General features: G+C 40.1%; 4 protein-coding genes. 3 read left to right on the top strand and 1 reads right to left on the bottom strand.

Annotation, left to right across the window (positions count from 1 at the left end; translation table 11 throughout):
• Positions 1–334: 334 nt before the first annotated feature.
• Positions 335–1,603 carry a serpin family protein gene (locus BO222_RS08010; RefSeq protein ID WP_075819979.1) on the bottom strand — a complete coding sequence of 423 codons (1,269 nt, stop codon included), beginning with the start codon at positions 1,601–1,603 and terminating at the stop codon, positions 335–337.
• A gap of 455 nt (positions 1,604–2,058) precedes the next feature.
• Between BO222_RS08010 and BO222_RS08015 the strand changes: the two genes are divergently transcribed.
• The 3 genes from BO222_RS08015 to tnpA form a co-directional block, all read left to right on the top strand.
• On the top strand, positions 2,059–2,568 hold the full coding sequence (locus BO222_RS08015; RefSeq protein WP_158024579.1) for a C39 family peptidase: 510 nt from the start codon (positions 2,059–2,061) through the stop codon (positions 2,566–2,568).
• Between the two features lie 104 nt (positions 2,569–2,672).
• The gene (locus BO222_RS08020; protein WP_075819983.1) at positions 2,673–3,521 is read left to right on the top strand and encodes a phospholipase D-like domain-containing protein; all 849 of its coding nucleotides are present in this window, start codon (positions 2,673–2,675) and stop codon (positions 3,519–3,521) included.
• A 51-nt stretch (positions 3,522–3,572) separates the two neighbouring features.
• Positions 3,573–3,860: IS66 family insertion sequence element accessory protein TnpA (gene tnpA, locus BO222_RS08025; RefSeq protein ID WP_198931968.1), on the top strand; the 288-nt coding region annotated here is incomplete at its 3' end.

Raw genomic sequence — 3,860 nt, forward strand, 5'->3', positions numbered from 1 at the left:
GGCAAAAGAAGGATAAAGGGCAAGGTCGAGATAATCATCGACAAAGGAACTGACAGTAGTGAAGACAGAATCCATCTCAATATGAGGGAAGAGAGAATGGAGCAGTGGCAAACGGCCCTGAATCGAGTTATAGTGTGTTTGGTAATTTTGTTTATTGATCATGAACATATTTTACCAAAAAAGGCACCTCATCCATTACGGATCAGGTGCCTCTTTTTATTTTTGGACTGTCAGAAATTTAACAGCCCCTTTATGGGTCAGACTATGGGGAAGCCCTGATAGGAGAGATCACAGGTTTATCCTATTTCATAATGGGGTTAACGCTATTGAGCATTTATTCGGTAATGTTTACAACCTGTCCGATAAATAGCGGAAGTGAGTTTTCAAGGTCGACTACCATGTAAAGATATGGGCGATCGGCAATGACTGGTTCGGTCTCAATTGGCATAGACATCGTCTCAATGCCAATCTCGGTTGCTGCAGCAGCCTTTGTTCCTTTTTCGTTGACTTCAATGAAAGTCTTCTGAAGAACTTCAGAAATATATAAATCGTTTTGAGAATCAGTAATCGATGTAAAGTCGGCCTGTTTACTGAACGCGTCTTCTAATCCAGAAGCTTTTAAAGCATCATTTAGTTTCAGTGTACTTTCCTGATTCAGCTTAGGCATGGAGATCCGAACTTCGGACTTCATTCTCTGTTTAAGCAGATCTGTTAGTAAAGATCCATCCAGAACATCCACAACATTGCTCAACTGCTCATTTTCATCTTTTGGCATCAGAAGCATGTATCCATATTTTGACTCATCGTAGTCTTTGATAAATCCAACAAACTGGTCGTTTTCCACGGACCAGTCCGCATAGCCATTTAAGAAGTCGACAGAGCTTAGTGAGCCATCCTGATTATGAAATTTCTGCTTTCTGGTTTCTGATTCTTCGAAAACCTGTTTCCAGGTGCCATCAAATGCCTGCGCATTAATCAGAATCATCTGTGTCATGGATGGAATTTCCATTAAAAAGTCCTTGATCAGATCATCCGTATTTTTCTGGACCCAGGTATTGATGTCCTTGACAGATTCCTGATCAAAAGTGGATGAAAATACTTCAGCCCGAAAGTCGCCTGCACAATTTTCAAGAAATGATTTCGATACTTCATCCCTGAATTCGCTTTTTAGCCAGATTGAATCGGCCAAAGTCAGACTCTTCTGATTTTCTAACGAACTGAAAAAGGCAGAAGCGGCTTTGTTGATCTGATCCCTGTTCAGACCGAGGACTGCTTCGATCTGTTTTAAGGTTTGACCATCTGCTCCATTAGCAGCCATACCTAACGCCATCCAGGCTGAACTGCCGGAAAGCAATATATTCTGATCTTTTACGTCCAGGTTCTTAAACAGTTTTAAAGTAAATTCATTCATAGCAGCTGAAACTTCTGGAGTGAATGCCTGATCCGTTTTCTTAAATTCCATGCCAGAAGTAAGATTATCATCACTGTTCATTGAATTGGATGAGCTGCATCCAAAAAAAGTTCCAACTAAAAGGGAAGTGGCTGATATCATCGAGACAATCTTTCCTGACTTTCTTGTCAATCTGAATTTTTCATTTGTCATTATAGTTTCCTCTTGGTTTGAATTATTCATCTTATAAAATTTTAGCAATGAGTCCATTCATAAACAGAAATTATGATCACTGATGAACTGCACCATAGCAAATCCGATGGTCATAATCCATAAATACTTGCAAAGAGTAATGTTATGAGTTCGAATGATCAAAACTTCATTTTTCGTTATTTATCGTTATAAAGGGATAAGCTCTTTTTAATAAAAAGGTTACAGACTCTTTAATGGAAACTTTCAGATTTTTCATAATGACTTTCTAAGATATGTCCATGAACAAAAAAAGAAGGATTAAATATCCAGACTTACCTCTTCCAGTAGATAAACCAGCTTGGTCCAGAAAGCATGGAAGTTATAAGCACAGGAATCTTGTCAGAATAATAGTTGTGGCTGTGTTAATTGGATTTGGCGTTTACTTAACGGAATGGATTAGAAATGGAGAAATATTAATGAATGAGCCAATTATGCCTCAGGATACCATGCCTTATCTGTTTCAGGTGGATGATCCCTGGGCTGATGAAGAGTATGGAGATGGTCTGATCAGAGAAACTGGTTGTGGACCAACTTCATTAGCAATGGTCTTAACTCCGTTTTTAGTATGGCAACCCAGTCCAGCGGATATCGCTCGGTTTTCACAGGAGTTTGGATACTATGTAGATGGAATAGGAACGTCCTGGGATTTGTTTACAGATTATCCTGCTCAGTTTGGTGTTTCTGTCTGGCAAAGTGAAATGGATCCAGTCGTTATACAGAATCAGGTCGATCAGGGGAATCTGTTGATTTTTTCGATGGGTCCGGGAGATTTTACTACCTCAGGTCATATCATAGCTGCCGGCAAGTCAGATGAGGATGGATTTTTGAATGTTCATGATCCAAACTCTAAACAAAGATCAAAGAAATGGGCCATGAGTGAATTGTTCAGACAGGCGAATGCGGTTTTTGTTTTGCAAAAAGAATAATGAATATCTGATATTCGGAAAATAAGGGAGTAGAAAAAAACTATTCTCTTTTTTTATGAAATGTTGGCCTGGTTTAAACGATCAGCATTTGGTACGCTGCTTTTATGAATACAAACCAGTCTGAAAGTCCAACAATCGATGCCGGACTTCGCCATGCATTCTTAAATAAAGAAGTTAGTGTCAATAGAGAATTTTATCCATCACTGCTGACGAATAACTTTAAAAAAGGAAAAAAAGTTCTTACCACTCTAGAAAAGCAGCTCAAAGAATGTGACTCCTTTGAGTTTAGTGTTGCCTTCATTACGATGAGTGGAATTGAACCGCTATTGATGACATTCAAGGAGCTTGAGAGGAAAAATATTCCAGGCCGTATCCTAACGACAGATTATTTAACGTTTTCTGAGCCAGACGCCCTCGCAAAATTGGCCTCACTGAAGAACTTAGAAGTTCGAATGTATGTTGCTGAAGAAGATGGCTTTCATACCAAAGGATATATCTTTCATAAAGATCATGAAGTCCGTATAATCGTCGGATCATCCAATATGACCATGAATGCTTTAACACGTTCGCAGGAGTGGAATGCCGGCCTTTTGAGTTTGAAAGAAGGAGCTTTCGCTCAAGAAATTAGCAGCCAATTTGAACGACTGTGGCATTCGAATCACAGTAAAAATATAGAAGATGTGATCGATACATATCGTCAAAAATATAAACTGGTTCAAGATCAAAAAAGAGTTGCAGCCTCAAGATATCCAATTTCTCCAAGTGAATACGTATTATCACCTAACCAAATGCAGGTTGAGTTTACCAAAGAGTTAATTCGACTGCGTGATGCTGGAGAAGATCGAGCCTTACTGATTTCTGCTACTGGAACGGGGAAAACGTATGCATCGGCTTTTGGCTTGCGAGAATTGAAACCGAAAAAAGGTAACCTTTTGAAATTTGCACGGGCTTAGATCCTCCGGTTCCAGTCGATATTCTGTATTCGACTAGAACTGGAGGATTTTATGCATAATTATCTGTTTTCCAAATCCCGTGAACTGAATCAGGAACAGTGGATGAACCTGGTTGATCAATACCAGGTGTCAGGTCTGACTCAGGCTGGCTTCTGCGTCCAAAACGGCCTGGCTTTATCCACCTTCCAGTACTGGCGCAGAAAAGCTGCCGCCGTATCGCCTGCTTCAGCGGCTCTTGAATTCGTAGAAATTGACAGGACGGTCTTCCTGGATTTGGAAGGATCAGACGAGAGTCCAAAGCCGGTGATTGAAATCACTGACAGCGACCGAACGATCCGT

It is taken from the genome of Ileibacterium valens, assembly GCF_001945525.1.
GTDB lineage: Bacteria > Bacillota_I > Bacilli_A > Erysipelotrichales > Erysipelotrichaceae > Ileibacterium > Ileibacterium valens.